The organism is Streptomyces mobaraensis NBRC 13819 = DSM 40847 (assembly GCF_017916255.1).
GTDB lineage: Bacteria > Actinomycetota > Actinomycetes > Streptomycetales > Streptomycetaceae > Streptomyces > Streptomyces mobaraensis.
The window spans coordinates 1,092,556-1,107,469 of record NZ_CP072827.1; the positions used below are offsets into that span (position 1 = coordinate 1,092,556).

The 14,914-nt window shown below is 71.7% G+C and carries 12 protein-coding genes, 1 rRNA gene and 1 riboswitch; of the genes, 1 reads left to right on the forward strand and 12 read right to left on the reverse strand.

Annotated elements, in window-relative coordinates; translation table 11 throughout:
• Positions 1–46: 46 nt before the first annotated feature.
• Positions 47–2,932, reverse strand: coding sequence for an aminomethyl-transferring glycine dehydrogenase (gene gcvP, locus J7W19_RS04145; protein ID WP_004947195.1), 2,886 nt, complete (start codon positions 2,930–2,932; stop codon positions 47–49).
• A 191-nt stretch (positions 2,933–3,123) separates the two neighbouring features.
• Positions 3,124–3,244: riboswitch (glycine riboswitch) on the reverse strand.
• Between the two features lie 190 nt (positions 3,245–3,434).
• On the opposite strand from gcvP, the gene J7W19_RS04150 reads away from it, so the two are divergent.
• Complete coding sequence (locus J7W19_RS04150; RefSeq protein ID WP_004947193.1) at positions 3,435–3,923, forward strand: PRC-barrel domain-containing protein; 489 nt, start codon at positions 3,435–3,437, stop codon at positions 3,921–3,923.
• Positions 3,924–4,263: 340 nt separating this feature from the next.
• Here J7W19_RS04150 and J7W19_RS04155 read toward each other — a convergent pair whose 3' ends face one another.
• The 11 genes from J7W19_RS04155 to rrf form a co-directional block, all read right to left on the reverse strand.
• Positions 4,264–5,685: a DNA polymerase IV gene (locus tag J7W19_RS04155; protein ID WP_078588080.1), complete on the reverse strand. Its 1,422-nt coding sequence runs from the start codon at positions 5,683–5,685 to the stop codon at positions 4,264–4,266.
• A 136-nt stretch (positions 5,686–5,821) separates the two neighbouring features.
• The gene (locus J7W19_RS04160; protein ID WP_051072642.1) at positions 5,822–6,424 is read right to left on the reverse strand and encodes a MerR family transcriptional regulator; all 603 of its coding nucleotides are present in this window, start codon (positions 6,422–6,424) and stop codon (positions 5,822–5,824) included.
• A 321-nt stretch (positions 6,425–6,745) separates the two neighbouring features.
• Complete coding sequence (locus tag J7W19_RS04165) at positions 6,746–7,219, reverse strand: bifunctional nuclease family protein (protein ID WP_004947186.1); 474 nt, start codon at positions 7,217–7,219, stop codon at positions 6,746–6,748.
• 101 nt (positions 7,220–7,320) lie between these two features.
• Positions 7,321–8,103 (reverse strand): transcriptional regulator FtsR, encoded by a 783-nt coding sequence (gene ftsR, locus J7W19_RS04170; RefSeq protein ID WP_004947183.1) that lies wholly within the window; start codon positions 8,101–8,103, stop codon positions 7,321–7,323.
• A 55-nt stretch (positions 8,104–8,158) separates the two neighbouring features.
• Positions 8,159–8,995, reverse strand: a complete 837-nt coding sequence (locus J7W19_RS33745) for an FHA domain-containing protein (protein ID WP_411848822.1) — start codon at positions 8,993–8,995, stop codon at positions 8,159–8,161.
• Positions 8,996–9,125: 130 nt separating this feature from the next.
• On the reverse strand, positions 9,126–10,034 hold the full coding sequence (locus J7W19_RS04180) for a DUF881 domain-containing protein (RefSeq protein WP_004947177.1): 909 nt from the start codon (positions 10,032–10,034) through the stop codon (positions 9,126–9,128).
• Positions 10,035–10,039: 5 nt separating this feature from the next.
• Positions 10,040–10,372 carry a small basic family protein gene (locus tag J7W19_RS04185; protein WP_004947174.1) on the reverse strand — a complete coding sequence of 111 codons (333 nt, stop codon included), beginning with the start codon at positions 10,370–10,372 and terminating at the stop codon, positions 10,040–10,042.
• Positions 10,369–11,286: a DUF881 domain-containing protein gene (locus J7W19_RS04190; protein WP_040890440.1), complete on the reverse strand. Its 918-nt coding sequence runs from the start codon at positions 11,284–11,286 to the stop codon at positions 10,369–10,371. The genes J7W19_RS04185 and J7W19_RS04190 overlap by 4 nt, the downstream gene beginning before the upstream one ends.
• A gap of 113 nt (positions 11,287–11,399) precedes the next feature.
• Positions 11,400–13,895, reverse strand: coding sequence for a mannose-1-phosphate guanyltransferase (locus J7W19_RS04195; RefSeq protein WP_004947168.1), 2,496 nt, complete (start codon positions 13,893–13,895; stop codon positions 11,400–11,402).
• 96 nt (positions 13,896–13,991) lie between these two features.
• Positions 13,992–14,600, reverse strand: a complete 609-nt coding sequence (locus J7W19_RS04200) for a CDP-alcohol phosphatidyltransferase family protein (RefSeq protein ID WP_004947166.1) — start codon at positions 14,598–14,600, stop codon at positions 13,992–13,994.
• A 150-nt stretch (positions 14,601–14,750) separates the two neighbouring features.
• Positions 14,751–14,867: ribosomal RNA gene (gene rrf / locus J7W19_RS04205) — 5S ribosomal RNA — on the reverse strand.
• Positions 14,868–14,914 lie beyond the last annotated feature (47 nt).

Here is a 14,914-nt window from a genome sequence, read left to right on the forward strand (position 1 = left end):
CGGCGTTCCCGCCGGACCGGCCCTCCCCGTGTGACGGGCCCGTCGCCTAGCCCTCGTACTCGTCCAGCGGCGGGCAGGAGCAGACCAGGTTGCGGTCACCGAACGCGCCGTCGACCCGGCGCACCGGCGGCCAGTACTTGTCGGCCGCGGAGACCCCGCCCGGGAAGACCGCGGTCTGTCGGTCGTACGGGTGCTCCCACGCACCGGCGACCGACGCGGCGGTGTGCGGGGCATTGCGCAGCGGGTTGTCGTCCTTGTCCCACTCGCCCGTGCCGACCTTCTCGATCTCGGCGCGGATCGCGATCATCGCCTCGCAGAACCGGTCGAGCTCGCCGAGGTCCTCGCTCTCGGTGGGCTCGATCATCAGCGTGCCGGCCACCGGGAACGACATGGTCGGCGCGTGGAAGCCGTAGTCGATCAGGCGCTTGGCGACGTCGTCGACGGTGACGCCGGTCGCCTTGGTGAGCGGCCGGAGGTCCACGATGCACTCGTGGGCGACGAGGCCGTTGGGGCCGGTGTAGAGCACCGGGTAGTGCGGCTCCAGGCGCTTGGCGATGTAGTTGGCGCTCAGCACCGCGACCTGGGTCGCGGCCTTGAGCCCCTCGCCGCCCATCAGCCGGACGTACGCCCAGGAGATCGGCAGAATGCCGGCCGAGCCCCACGGCGCCGCCGAGATCGGGCCGACCCCGGTCTCCGGGCCCGCGGCGGGCTGGAGCGGGTGGTTGGGCAGGTACGGCGCGAGGTGGGCGCGGACGGCGACGGGGCCGACGCCCGGACCGCCGCCGCCGTGCGGGATGCAGAAGGTCTTGTGCAGGTTCAGGTGCGAGACGTCGCCCCCGAACTCGCCCGGCTTCGCCACGCCCACCAGGGCGTTGAGGTTGGCGCCGTCCACGTACACCTGGCCGCCGGCCTCGTGGACGAGGGCGCAGATCTCGCTGATGTGCTCCTCGAACACCCCGTGCGTGGAGGGGTAGGTGACCATGAGGACGGCCAGCTCGTCGCGGTGCTTCTCGATCTTGCCGCGCAGGTCGTCGGCGTCGACCTCGCCGTCCTCGCCCGTCTTGACGACGACGACGCGCATGCCGGCCATCACGGCGCTGGCCGCGTTGGTGCCGTGCGCGGAGGACGGGATGAGGCAGACGGTCCGCTGCTCGTCACCGTTGGCGCGGTGGTAGGCGCGCACGGCCAGCAGACCGGCCAGCTCGCCCTGCGAACCGGCGTTGGGCTGGAGCGAGACCTTGTCGTAGCCGGTGACCTCGGCCAGCCGCTCCTCCAGCTCGCGGATGAGCGTGAGGTAGCCCTCGGCCTGGTCCGCCGGGGCGAACGGGTGCAGCGCGCCGAACTCCGGCCAGGTGACCGGCTCCATCTCGGTCGTCGCGTTGAGCTTCATGGTGCAGGAGCCCAGCGGGATCATGCCCCGGTCCAGCGCGTAGTCCCGGTCGGCGAGCCGGCGCAGGTAGCGCAGCATCGCGGTCTCGGAGCGGTGCTGGTGGAAGACCGGGTGGGTGAGGAAGTCGGAGCCGCGCAGCAGCCCCTCGGGGAGGGCGTCGGCGGTGGCGGCGTCCAGCGCCTCGACGTCCGCGGTCACCCCGAACGCGGCCCAGACGGCGGCCAGGTGCTCGCGGGTGGTGGTCTCGTCGCAGGCGATGCCGACGGTGTCGGCGTCCGTCCGGCGCAGGTTGACGCCCCGCTCCAGGGCGGCGGCGACGATCTCGTCGGCCCGGCCCGGCACCCGCGCGGTGACGGTGTCGAAGTACGCGCCGTGCACGACCTCGACGCCGCCGGCCCGCAGGCCCTCGGCGAGCAGCGTGGCGTAGCGGTGGACGCGGCGCGCGATGCCGGTGAGCCCGTCGGGCCCGTGGTACACGGCGTACATCCCGGCCATGACCGCCAGCAGGACCTGCGCGGTGCAGATGTTGCTGGTGGCCTTCTCGCGGCGGATGTGCTGCTCGCGGGTCTGGAGGGCCAGGCGGTACGCCTTGTCGCCGTCCGCGTCGACGGAGACGCCGACGAGGCGGCCGGGCAGGCTGCGCGCGAACTGCTCGCGGACGGCCATGTAGCCGGCGTGCGGCCCGCCGAAGCCCATCGGCACGCCGAACCGCTGGCTGGTGCCGACGGCGATGTCGGCGCCCAGCTCGCCGGGCGGGGTGAGCAGCGTCAGGGCCAGCAGGTCGGCGGCGACGGTGACGACGGCGCCCAGCTCGTGGGCCCGCTCGATGACCGGCCGCAGGTCGCGGACGGCACCGGAGGCGCCGGGGTACTGGAGCAGCACGCCGAACACGCCGCGCTCGGCGATCTCGTCCGGGATGCCGGCCGAGAGGTCGGCGACGACGACCTCGACACCGGTCGGCTCGGCGCGGGTCTCGATGACGGCCACGGTCTGCGGCAGCGCGTCGGCGTCGACGAGGAACACCCCGCCCTTGACCTTGCCCACACGCCGCGCGAGCGCCATCGCCTCGGCGGCGGCCGTGCCCTCGTCGAGCAGCGAGGCACCCGAGGTCGGCAGCCCGGTGAGGTCGGCGACGACGGTCTGGAAGTTGAGCAGGGCCTCCAGGCGGCCCTGGGAGATCTCCGGCTGGTACGGGGTGTAGGCCGTGTACCAGGCGGGGTTCTCCATGACGTTGCGGAGGATCACCGGCGGCGTGAACGTGCCGTGGTAGCCGAGCCCGATCATGGGCACGAGCACCTGGTTGCGGTCCGCGAGGCCGCGCAGCTCGGCGATCACCTCGGCCTCGCCGCGGGGCGCGGGCAGCCGGAGCGCCTCGGCGCTCTTGATCACGTCCGGCACGGCGGCGGCGGTGAGTTCGTCCAGCGAGCCGAAGCCGACATGGGCGAGCATCTTCGCCTGCGCCTCGCTGTCGGGGCCTATGTGGCGGCCGGCGAAGGGAGTGCCGCGCTCCAGGTCGGAGAGGGCGATGCGGTGGGCGGTCATCTGCGGGGGCCTCCTGGTCATTGCGACCTGCGAGGGGTACCACGGCGCGGGTACCCGGACGGCCTCCCCCTCTGTCATCTCGACCTGAGAGCTTCACCGGGTCCTTGGTGACGCGACCCGGCTTTCACCGTCGGTGAGGAGGGGCTCGGCGTGGTGCCCGGTCCGGTGCCCGCCCTGCTTTCCAGAGTGACCTCGTCCGCGCGGTACGTGTGCCTGAGAGATTCCGGGGAGGATTTGCTCCTTCGGCGCCCCCGACGGATCCGTCGGGGCAATGCCCGTCCGGCTCCTGGGGGACTCTCCCGCGCGGGGTCCACAGCCAATCGCCAGCCTACCAGCGGCGATGCCGACGGCGGATCTCCTGGACCGGTGCTTTTCCGCGCGGTCCCCCATTACTCCTGTTTGACGGCTTATCGCGCCCTCCGAGGGCTTTCCAGGGCTTTGCGGCGGACCTCCCGGGGAAATCAGGGAAGAGAGGGTGCGGAAGTGACTCCCGGGAGGACAGATGCAGTCGGATATCGATCCTCGGACCCTGATCGGCCGCAAAGCCTACGACCGCGACGGCGCGAAGATCGGCACCGTGGACGAGGTCTACCTCGACGACGCCACCGGCGAACCCGAATGGGCGGCCGTACGCACCGGCCTGTTCGGCCGCGACGCGTTCGTCCCCCTGGAACCGAGCGAGGTCGTCGACGAGTCCCTGCGCATCCCCTACGACCGGACCCTCATCCGAACCGCCCCCGACCTGGGCGTGGGCCGCCACCTCTCCCCCGAACAGGAACTCCGCCTCTACCACCACTACCGCATGCCCCTGCCGACCCCGGAGACACCCGCGCCCGGGGCGGGCGAGAGGGACGAGAGGGACGAGAGGGACGAGAGGGACGAGAGGGACGAGAGGGAGGGTGCCGGGCACGAACCGCGACGCCCCGCCGACCCCGGACGGGAGCCCGGCGGGAGCCGCACATCCGGGCAGGACCCAGGCCACAGCGCCTGAACCGGGCCGGCCCGAACGGGCGTGAGCGAGGCACGGGGTGAGCCGAAGCCCCACCGGCCCCGCCGGGGACCGCGGGCGGAGCCGACGCCCGCCACGCCGAGCGTGGCCGGCCGCTCCGCCGAGGGCGGGGCGGTGAGCCGGATGATCACGGGAAAACCCGTGCGCCGTTCGCCCGGTGGCGAAGGCCGGGGACGTGGCCGCCGCCAACCCGCGGATGGGGGCGAGCCGCCCGGCCCTAGGACGCGCACCGCAGGTGCGCTGGGGGCGCGCGAGGGTCCTCCCCGCGAGAAACGGTGAAAGGGAGGGACCGGGGCACCCCAAGCGCGTCAGTGCCGCACCCTCACCGCCCCGACGCGGCGGCCACGTCGCCGACGGGCGGCGCCGGCGCCCCCTCCCCCACCACCGGCCGTATCAGCGGCACCGGCTCCGCCGGCTCCAGATCCGGATCGTCGACGGTGAACGTCCGCACCCGCCCCGGAGCCGCCGACCAGGGCTCCTCGAACCGCACGGTGACCCGCCCGAGCCCGCTCCCCTGCACCCACCCCCGCCCGAGCTCCCGGTGCACCACGTCCAGCCCCGGCAGCCACCGCCGGGCCGGCACCGCCTCGCCGTCGTCCGCCCGCCGCTCGAGTGCCCCCTCGGCATCCTGGAGCCCGCCGTCCTCCCCCGCCGCCTCGGCGGCCTCAGCGGCCCGCGCCTGCGCGAACAGATCCTCCTGCGTGTAATCGGCGAGCCCGCTGACCCCCACTCCCAGCAACCGCACCCCCGCCGTCGTGTCGACGCCCTCCAGCAACCGGGCGGCCGCCTCCCGGACCACCGCGGGATCGTCCGTCGGCCCGCGGAGCGTCTCGGAGCGCGTCAGCGTCGAGAAGTCGTACCGCCGCACCTTGATGACGACCGTCCGTCCCGACCGCCCGGCCGCGCGCAACCGCCGGACACAGCGGTCGGCGAGACGCGCGAGCTCCAGCTGTACCCGCGTCCGGTCGGTCAGGTCCTCGGCGAAGGTGTCCTCCACGGAGACCGACTTCGCGTCCCGCTCGGCCACCACGGGCCGCTCGTCGTGGCCCGTCGCCAGGGCGTACAGCCCGGCCCCGTGCGCCTTGCCCAGCAGCCGCACCAGCTCCGCCTCCCCCGCCTCGGCCGTCTCGGCCACCGTGTGGATGCCCGCGCGCCGCAGCGTCTCGGCCGTGGCGGGCCCGACGCCGGGAATCGTCCGCACCGGCATGGGCCCCAGCAGCTCCAGCTCCGTACCCGGCTCGATGACGACCAGCCCGTCCGGCTTCGCCTGCTCGGAGGCGATCTTGGCGAGCATCTTCGACCCGGCGAGCCCCACCGACCCGCTGACCCCCGTCGCCGCCAGGATGTCCCCGCGCAGCCGCTCCCCCACCGCCCGTACGGCCTCCGTCGCCGGCTCGACGCCACCCGCCTCCAGGTCGACGAACGCCTCGTCGAGGCTCAGCGGCTCCACCAGCGGCGACAGCTCGGCCAGCAGCCCCATGACGACGCCGCTCACCTGCTGGTACAGGCTGAAGCGCGGGGTCAGGTAGGCCGCGTTGGGGCACAGCCGGCGGGCCTGGGCCGTCGCCATGGCGGAGTGCACCCCGAAGACCCGCGCCTCGTACGACGCGGTGGCCACCACACCGCGCGGCCCGATGCCGCCCACGACGACCGGCTTTCCGCGCAGGCTGGGCTTGGCCGCCTGCTCCACCGAGGCGTAGAAGGCGTCCATGTCGAGATGCAGGATCGTCGGTGAACCTCTCACACCACGAATGGTCCCGCATACCACTGACAATCGCGCTGACGTGCGACGACGGTGCCGCCCGCGCCGCGTCCCGCTGACGCGGAAGCGGGCCCGGGGAGGAACCCCGAGCCCGCTTCCGTACACCTGTCAGCCGCCCTCAGCCCGCCCGGTTGCGGCGCCGCGCCAGCTCGTCCGCCGGGTTGTGGCCGATCAGTGTCTCCCCGGTGTCCACCCGCTCGCCGTGGAGCTGGGCGAGCGCGCTCTCGACGTCCCGCCAGACCACCCCGACGGCGATCCCGAAGACGCCCTGGCCCCCCTGGAGGAGCCCCACGACCTCGTCGGGGGACGCGCACTCGTAGACCGTCGCGCCGTCGCTCATCAGCGTCATCTGCGCCAGGTCGGCCATGCCGCGGGAGCGCAGGTGCTGGACGGCGGTGCGGATGTTCTGCAGGGAGACGCCGGTGTCCAGCAGCCGTTTGACGATCTTGAGGACGACGACGTCCCGGAAGCTGTACAGCCGCTGGCTGCCGGACCCGTACGCGGGCCGGACACTGGGCTCCACGAGCCCCGTGCGCGCCCAGTAGTCGAGCTGCCGGTAGGTGATGCCGGCCGCCGCGCAGGCGGTGGGCCCGCGGTAGCCGATGGTCTCCGTGCCGGCCGCCGTACCGCCCGCGGCGTCCGCCTCCCTGGGGCCGCCGGCCCGGGGTCCCCGCTGGGCGGTGACCGCCGCCGGGGCTGGAGCGCTTCCCACGCCGCTCAGGCCGTGGGCGGGGCTGCCGCCCGCACCGTTCAGGCTATGAGGGAGGGTCACCGGTTCGACCGATCCCCCGTGCAGCGGATACGGACTGCCGACCGCTGTACCGTCGCCCGTGCTTCTCACGCCGACCTCCGTCCTTGACCTGCCTTCTCGACGGTAGGCAGTCGCTCGGGGTGCGTCAACGATCGCCACACTCGGCACGCCGAGTGATAATCACCCTGAGAGTGGTTTTACGTGTCCCCGCCGGGGAAAGGCTACTCGAATACCCTGCCGCGGCCCCGGGCGCGCCCCTGGCGCGCCTGCCGAAAGGGGCCGCCGGCCGCCTCACTGGCTGTTGGTACCGAAGTCCTCCGGCGAGATCTGGTCGAGGAACTCGCGGAACTTCTCCACCTCGTCCTCCTGCTCGTCCGGGATGGCGATCCCCGCGTCGTCCAGCACCCCGTCACTGCCGTAGATCGGCGTTCCGGTGCGCAGGGCCAGCGCTATGGCGTCGGACGGCCTGGCGCTCACCTCGACTCCGCTGGCGAAGACCAGCTCCGCGTAGAACACGCCTTCGCGCAGGTCCGTGATGCGGACCTCCGCGAGCTGCTGCCCCACCGCCTCCAGCACGTCCTTGAACAGGTCGTGGGTCAGCGGTCGGGCCGGAGCCATCCCCTGCTGGGCGAAGGCGATCGCCGTCGCCTCCCCCGGTCCGATCCAGATGGGGAGGTAGCGGTCGCCTCCCACTTCGCGCAGGAGCACGATCGGTTGGTTGGAGGGCATTTCCACCCGGACACCCACGACATCGAGCTCGTTCACACAGCAACCCTAGGACGTGCTCGGCAGGTTTGGGTAGTCGGGGCCGTCCTCGGTCACCGTCCGCACAGTCGGAACGGCCCCCGTCCGCCCGGCCGGAGCGGTCACTGTCCGCGCAGCTGGAGCGCGGACCGCACCAGGGCCGCGTGCAGCCGGACCGACAGTCCGGCGAGCTCCCGCGCGGTGGCCTCGGCGTGCGCCCTGGTCTGCGGGTTGCGGTGCCTGCGCAGCGGGGCGACCACCTGTTCGACCAGGCCCGCCTCGCGGTCCGCCGCGGCCTTCACGGCCCGCAGGTGCCGCGGCTCCAGCCCGAATCGTCCCAGGTCGGCGACGAGGCGGGCGACGGCCACGGAATCGGCGCCGAATCCGCCGTCCGGGTGGGGGACGACCAGCCCGTACGACTCCCACTCCACCAGCTCACCCTCCGTGACCCCGGTGAGCTCCAGCAGCTCGGCGCGGCCGATCCGCCCGCCGGGCCCGGCGGGAACGGGCTCGGGACCGGCCTCCACCGGATCCTCGGGCCCTTCCACCAGCTCCCCGAGGCCGAGGCCGTCCCGGGGCTGCCCGGGGGCGGGCAGCGGGATCCGCTCACCGCGGGCCAGCGCGTCCAGGTGCTCGCGGATGACCTTCAGCGGCAGGTAGTGGTCGCGCTGCATCCGCAGCACCTGGGCGAGCCGTTCGACGTCCGCCGTACTGAACTTGCGGTATCCGGACGGCGTGCGCTGCGGCTCGACCAAGCCCTCCGCCTCCAGGAAACGGATCTTGGAGATGGTGACCTCGGGGAACTCCTCGCGCAGCAGGTTGAGCACCGTTCCGATGCTCACCAGCCGGCCCTCCGCACCGGCGGTGCCGGAGGAGCCGGCACCACCCGACGGTGTCTGAAGCATGGCCCTTCCCTTGCTGTCCCCCGGACGCGTCGTCCCGGACGCGGTCCGGGAGGGGTCAGATGCTCCGCTGGCTGCCGAAGAAGACCAGGCGGTACTTGCCGATCTGCACCTCGTCGCCGTTCGACAGCACCACCGAGTCGATCTGCTCCCGGTTCACGTACGTGCCGTTGAGGCTGCCGACGTCCGTGACGCTGAAGCCGCCGTCCTGCCCCCGCCGGAACTCCACGTGGCGGCGCGAGACCGTGACGTCGTCGAGGAAGATGTCGCTCTGCGGGTGGCGGCCCGCCGTGGTCACCTCGCCGTCCAGCAGGAAGCGGCTGCCCGAGTTCGGACCGCGCCGGACGACCAACAGCGCCGAACCGAGCGGCAGCGCCTCCACGGCGGCCTGGGCCTCCGGGGAGAGCGACGGGATGGGCGTCTGCCCGGTGGTCTCGGAGTCGTACGCCTCCAGACCGGAGATGGAGATCGTGGACGTGGTCTCCGAGGCGCGCTCGGCGACGGCACCCGGCCGCAGCGGCGCACCGCAGTTGGAGCAGAACCGGCTGTTCTCGCCGTTCCGATGACCACACCTCGTACAGACCGGCAACGCAGCCCCTTCCCCCGCACCCGACATCGGCGTACCGAGACCTATGCGCGCGGTCGCCGTGGGATCGCCGGGAGGAACTCCCTGACCCCCGTGGGCGCCGTCGTGGACACCCGCCTGGTCGCGGAACAGGGGACGCGCCTCCTGGCCCCGCTCATCGCCCTCCACCGGCGCCTGGGCCCGGTGACGCGCGGAACCGCCGCCGCTCTGGCGGGAGCTCTTGCCGAACAACTTCGCAAACAACTTCACGGGCGATTCCCCTTGACCGAAACAGACCCGCCCGTGGGGCAGGACAAAACCTCGCTGCACACACCGTCCGACCTGGACATCCTTACAACGTCCAGGACCGATGGACAGTTTCCATCACGCACCGCCGTCTTGGTGCGCCGACCCCCCGCAACTTCCCGCCCTCCCCGCAGAACCCCTGCGTTCGCCCGCCTCACCGCGATGACGACCGAGCGTAGTCAGGCCGCTTCGCCGGACGCAAGGCGTCGACAACGATCTTCTCAGACCGGGAGATGTCGACCCCGGCCTGCTCCTTCTGCAGAGTCTGCACCACACCACCGGGGATGTTGAGAGCGGGCTTCAGATCGTCGGGCTTGCCGATGGCCTTGAACTTGTAAGGCTGCGACACCTCCTTGCCGTCGATCTCCACCTTCCCCGCGCTACCGGAGAAATATGTGTCGGCGGCCACCCGGACATCGTTGAGCTGGATCGCCTCCGCCCCGGCCGCCCGCAGCTCCTGGACGGCGTCCAGCAGCATGTCGGGCTCCACCGCCCCCTTGCCGTCGCTCACCGTGAGGACGATGCCGGGCCCCTGGGCGGCCACCGTGCCCGCCAGGATGCCGAGCTGCTGCTCCTTCTGCGCCGTCTGCTTACGGGCCTCGGCGGCCTGGTTCGAGCTGCTCTCCAGCTCCGTCCGCTGGCCCTCCAGCTTCCGCTTCTCGTCCTCCAGCCGCTTGGTGCGGTTGTCGAGTTCGTCCAGGATCCGCACCAGGTCCTCCTGGCGCGCACCGCGCAGCACGCCGCTCTCGCTGTTCGACCGCACCTGGATCGCCAGACCCAGGCCCAGCACGCACAGCAGCAGGGCGACGGTGAGCTGGGCCCGGGTGAACCGCGGCGGCCACAGGCCCTTCACCAGCCGCTGACGCCCCGTCAGGGGCGGTTCCGCGGCCGGCTCGGGCGCGGCGCCCTCCGGACTCCCGCCGGTGTCCTCCCGGCCCTCCGGCGGGCCTTCCGGTTCCCCGGACGGCTCCGCCCCGGCGGCACCCGACGCGGCCGCCTTCCGCTCGCGCTCTTCCCGGCCGGGCTTCTCCTCCGGCCCCTCGGGCCTGGCGTCGTCGCTCATCGGCCTCACGCCCGGAACACGTGCCGCCGGATGGCGGCGGCGTTGGAGAAGATGCGGATGCCCAGGACGACCACCACACCGGTGGACAGCTGCGCGCCGACGCCCAGCTTGTCGCCCAGGAAGACGATGAGGGCCGCGACGACCACGTTCGACAGGAACGACACCACGAAGACCTTGTCGTCGAAGATGCCGTCCAGCATCGCCCGGAGCCCGCCGAACACCGCGTCCAGGGCCGCGACGACGGCGATGGGAAGGTAGGGCTCGACCGCCGTCGGCACCACGGGGCGGACGACCAGTCCGACCACGACTCCCACGATGAGGCCCAATACGGCGATCACGATGTGCCCTTCCCTGTGTCGGCGGCGCGGCCGGCCGCGCCGCCCCCCTGCGGCCGTGCGGTTCGTACGGTCAGACTCGGCGCGGGCGACAGCCGGATGTCGTCCTCGACGGAGATGTCGGCCCTGACCCCGTAGTTCTGCTGGAGGACGTGGAGGTACTGGCCGTCGACGCTGTCCTGGAACGAGGTGCTCATCCGCCGGCCGTCGCCGATCGCCAGCACCGTGTACGGCGGCGCCAGCGGCTTGTTGTCCACCAGTATGGCGTCACCGGCCGCCCGGATCGCCGACAACGAGGTCAGGCGCTGGTCATTGATCGAGACGGCCTCCGCACCGGCCTGCCACAGGCCGTTGACGACGCGTTGCATGTCGCGGTCGCGCACCCGGCCGGTGTCGGAGAAGCCGCTGCTCTCCCGGGGGCCGCCGCCCCCGCTCTTGGCCTGCTTGGCGTCGTCGACGACCACCTTGACCCCGGGGCCGTGCACCGGCGTGGCCCCGGCGAGCAGGGACACCAACTCGGCCTTGTCCCCGCCGTGTTCCTCCAGGGCCTCGCGCTGCCGGTCCCCGACGCTCTCCCGCAGCGCGTTGACGTTCTTCTGCAGCGCGTCGGCCGCCGCCGTCTCCTTCTCGATGCGGTGGATGAGCTGCTCGCGCTCCTTGGCCAGCGTCGGTGCCGATATGCGCGCCTGCGCGGCACCGAGCGTCACCACCACCGCGGCCAGCAGCAGCGCCGCGGCCAGCCCCAGCTTCGCCCGGAGCTTGCCCGGCAGCCCCTGGCCGCCCTCGGCCCGCCGGGCCGCCGCCTCCGCGTAGCCGTCGTCCAGGCTGTGGTCCATCACATTGGTCAGCAGCGACATGGAGGCGTCGGGGCGCGGAGGCGGTGCGGGGGTCCTCCGAACGGGGGGCTGCTGCGACATGCCGCACATCGTCGCACGTCGGGGGCGTCGTCTCCCAATGGCCCCACCGGCGTGCCGGAACGGGGACCGGGAGACACCCCGGGAAGGGTGCCTCCCGTGACCGCTCGGGACCGCTAGCGGCCGGCGCCGTCCACCACGGCGGACCACTCGTCCAGCAGCGCCTGGGCGGACGCGTCGTCAGGCCCCTCGGCCCACAGGTGCGTCACGGCCTCGGCCGGGTCGGGCAGCACCATCACCCACCGTCCGTCGGCCTCCACCACCCGGACGCCGTCGGTCGTGTCGACCGACCGGTCCCCGGCCGCCTCGACCACCTGACGCATCACCAGGCCCTTGACCGCCCACGGCGTGGCCAGGTCCCGCCGCAGGACGTGCGCCCGGGGGATCCGGGCGTCGATCTGGCTGAGCGTGAGCTGCGTCCGGGCCACCAGGCCGACCAGCCGGACGAAGGCCGCCGTGCCGTCGAACACACTGCTGGACTCCGGCACGATGAAACCGCCGCGCCCGTCGCCGCCGAAGATGGTCGAGTCCGCCCGGCCGACGCGGGTGAGATCGTCCGGCGAGGTCGTCGTCCACTCCACCTGCGTACCGTGGTACGCGGCCACCTGTTCGGCGATCCGGGTCGTGGTGACCGGCAGCGCCACCCGGCCGGACCGCCGCTCGGCGGCGACCAGGTCGAGCAGCACCAGCAGCGCCCGGTCGTCCTCGACGATCCGCCCCCGCTCGTCCACCAGCGAGATCCGCTCGCCGACGGGGTCGAACCGCACGCCGAACGCGGCCCGCGCGGAGGCGACGATCTCCCCGAGCCGGACCAGGCCGGACCGCCGGGCGTCGGCGGTCTCGGTGGGCCGCGCCTCGTCCAGCCCGGAGTTGATGGTCAGCGCCTCCACCCCGAGCCGCCCGAGGAGGCTGGGGAGGACGAGACCGGCGCTGCCGTTGGACGCGTCCACGACGACCTTCAGCCCGGCCTCGGCGACACCCGAGGTGTCGATGGACCGCAGCAGCGAGCCCGTGTACGAGTCGTAGACGCTCGACGGGAAGGACAGGTCGCCGATCTCGCCCGGGAACGCGCGCCGGTACTCCTGGCGGGCGTAGACCCGGTCCAGCTTCCGCTGTCCGGCCTGGGAGAGATCGGCACCGCGCTCGTCGAAGAACATGATGTCGACGGAGTCCGGCACCCCGGGCGTGGTCCGGATCATGATGCCGCCCGCGCTGCCCCGCGCGGTCTGCTGCCGGGCCACGGGCAGCGGGACGTTCTCCAGGTCCCGCACCTCGATGGCGCTGGCCTGGAGGGCCGAGATGACGGCCCGCTTGAGGGCGCGCGCGCCCCGGGAGTGGTCGCGGGCCGTGGTGACCGTGGCGCCCTTCTTGAGCGTCGTGGCGTAAGCGCCGGCCAGCCGGACGGCCAGCTCCGGGGTGATCTCGACGTTGAGGATGCCGGACACCCCGCGCGCCCCGAACAGGTGCGCCTGGCCGCGGGACTCCCAGATGACCGAGGTGTTGACGAACGCGCCGGCCTCGATCGTCTTGAAGGGGTAGACGCGGACGTTCCCCTGGATGATCGATTCCTCGCCGACGAGGCACTCGTCGCCGATGACGGCGCCGTCCTCGATCCGCGCGGCGCGCATGATGTCGGTGTTCTTGCCGACAACGCAGCCGCGCAGGTTGCTCTGCTGGCCGATGTAGACGTTGTCGTGGACGACGGCCTTGTGCAGGAACGCGCCGCTCTTGACGACGACGTTGGAGCCGACGACGGTGTGCTCGCGGAGCTCGGCGCCGGCCTCGACCTTGGCGTAGTCGCCGATGTAGAGGGGGCCGCGCAGTTCGGCGTCGGGGTGGACCTCGGCGCCCTCGGCGACCCAGACGCCGGGCGAGATCTCGAAGCCGTCTATGTCGACGTCCACCTTGCGCTCGAGGACGTCGGCCTGCGCCTTGACGTAGCTCTCGTGGGTGCCGACGTCCTCCCAGTAGCCCTCGGCGACGTAGCCGTAGATGGGCTTGCCTTCCTTCATCAGCTGGGGGAAGACGTCACCCGACCAGTCGACCGGGACGTCGGGCGCCACGTACTTGAAGACCTCGGGCTCCATGACGTAGATGCCCGTGTTCACGGTGTCGGAGAAGACCTGGCCCCAGGTCGGCTTCTCCAGGAAGCGCTCGACCTTGCCGGCGTCGTCCACGATGGTGATGCCGAATTCGAGCGGGTTGGGCACCCGGGTGAGGCAGACGGTGACGAGGGCGCCCTTTTCCTTGTGGAACCGGATGAGATCCGTCAGGTCGAAATCGGTGAGGGCGTCGCCCGAGATGACGAGGAAGGTGTCGTCCTTGAGGGCCTCTTCCGCATTCTTGACGCTGCCCGCCGTACCCAGTGGCTTTTCCTCGTTGGCGTACGTGAGCTCCATCCCGAGCTCCTCGCCGTCACCGAAGTAGTTCTTCACGAGTGAGGCGAGGAACTGGACGGTGACCACCGTCTCCGTGAGCCCGTGCCGCTTCAGGAGCCGGAGTACATGCTCCATGATCGGGCGGTTGGCCACCGGCAGGAGCGGCTTGGGCATGCTTGAGGTCATGGGGCGAAGGCGGGTGCCTTCGCCACCGGCCATCACGACGGCCTTCATGTCGGAAGCGTCCTCCTTGAGAGATGACGGACCACCGACTAAATCCCCCCGATCGCCTCCGTTGTACGTACGCGGGAACGTACGGCTACGACGGGATCAGTCGGCTGTGGTATCCGCCTTGACCAGTCGGCGGACTTGAACCACATAGAGGATCCCTGCCCACCAATAGAGGGTTGTACCCCATCCGGCGAACGCCCATCCGAAAATAGTGGCGGGCAGGTGTACCCAGGTGTCATTGTCACTGAGAAGCAGCAGCGGGAACGCGTACATCAAGTTGAAGGTCGCGGCCTTGCCCAGGAAGTTCACCTGGGGTGGCGGGTATCCGTGCCGTCGCAGGATCCACACCATGACCAGCAGCATCGCCTCGCGGGCCAGGAGGGCCGCGGTGAGCCAGAGCGGCAGGATCTCCCGCCAGGTCATTCCGACCAGGGTGGAGAGGATGTACAGCCGGTCGGCGGCGGGGTCGAGCAGCCGGCCGAGGCTGCTGATCTGGTTCCAGCGTCGTGCGAGCTTCCCGTCGAGGTAGTCGCTGACGCCGCTCAGCGCCAGCACCAGCAGCGCCCATCCGTCGCAGTTCGGCCCGTCGAAGACGGGCTGGAGGATCAGCCACAGGAAGAGGGGGACGCCGACGAGGCGAGCCATGCTGAGGATGTTGGGGATGGTGAGGACGCGGTCGGTCTGTACGCGCGTCTCCTGGACCTCCACCCGGGGGCCTCCTGTGGGACGGTTCCTGTTGTTTTCTTCTTGACCTTACCGGTAGCCGGTGACTTCATCGGCAGCCGGGGTGCGGTCGGTAAACGCAAGTAAGCCCTGGCAGGGAGCGATGCTCCCCACCAGGGCTTACTTGTAATTTTAGTTCGGCGGCGTCCTACTCTCCCACACGGTCCCCCATGCAGTACCATCGGCGCTGAAAGGCTTAGCTTCCGGGTTCGGAATGTAACCGGGCGTTTCCCTAACGCTATGACCACCGAAACACTATGAAACATATCAACAACCGGCATATTGGTTGTTCGTGGTTT